1 protein-coding gene and 1 pseudogene are annotated in these 808 nt (G+C 43.7%); both read left to right on the top strand.

Translation table 11 applies throughout. The annotated features are described in order from the left end of the window. Window positions 1–171: 171 nt before the first annotated feature. A pseudogene (locus HQ41_RS09815) lies at window positions 172–264 on the top strand (CRISPR-associated protein Cas1); the annotation flags it as partial. Window positions 265–268: 4 nt separating this feature from the next. Further along, window positions 269–559: a CRISPR-associated endonuclease Cas2 gene (cas2, locus tag HQ41_RS00925; protein ID WP_044186669.1), complete on the top strand. Its 291-nt coding sequence runs from the start codon at window positions 269–271 to the stop codon at window positions 557–559. Window positions 560–808: the final 249 nt, after the last annotated feature.

Here is an 808-nt window from a genome sequence, read left to right as displayed (position 1 = left end):
CTGCTTGTGCTTGAAGGTGTCAAATAACCGTAAAATCCCCATCCCTGAGGGAAATATCCCTCAGGGATGGGGATAGGGGGATAGTATTCAAGGCTCCCCAAGCCGCTCAAACACTCAAAAAACACCGAGAAAGATACAAGAAGCTTTGAACGGGGCATTGCGCAATAGTCTCCTCTAGGGTTACTCCCATACATTCAGGCACAACTACTTGCTCGCCACTTGAGAGGCGATCTAGATGACTATCCTGTTTTTCTAATCCAGTAGTCCTATGTACCTACTTATTACTTATGATGTCTCCACCTCTAGCCTCAATGGAGAGAAGCGGCTACGACAGGTCGCTCGCATATGCCAAAACTTCGGGCAGCGCGTGCAGAACTCTGTTTTTGAGTGTCTCGTCGATCCCGCTCAGTTTGTGACACTCAAGCATCAGCTCCTCTCAATCATTGATAATGAACTGGACAGTCTGCGTATCTATCAACTAGGCAAGAATTACCAGCGACAAATATCGACCTTTGGTAAGGTAACTTCCTACGAAGTTGAGGGTGACCTAATCATTTAGGGTATCTCTTATTGGTCTATCATAGGCCCTGCGAACCCAAAGTGTACAGTAAAACACTAGACAATTCGCAGAGACTCTGATTCAACCTCTTAGAAGATTTTCAGATTATCATCTCATCATTCGCTCTTTGACATATTTGATTATTCGCATTTTGAGACCGTTGCACGGTATTTTGCCTCTTTTCGGCTAGAAACGTTGTGTATATCCCTGATTATTACTATCTTTAATATGTAATTAACTGTATCGACA

Origin of the sequence: Porphyromonas sp. COT-290 OH860 (assembly GCF_000768935.1) — a bacterium.
GTDB lineage: Bacteria > Bacteroidota > Bacteroidia > Bacteroidales > Porphyromonadaceae > Porphyromonas.
This window is presented reverse-complemented; position numbering and strand designations above follow the sequence as displayed.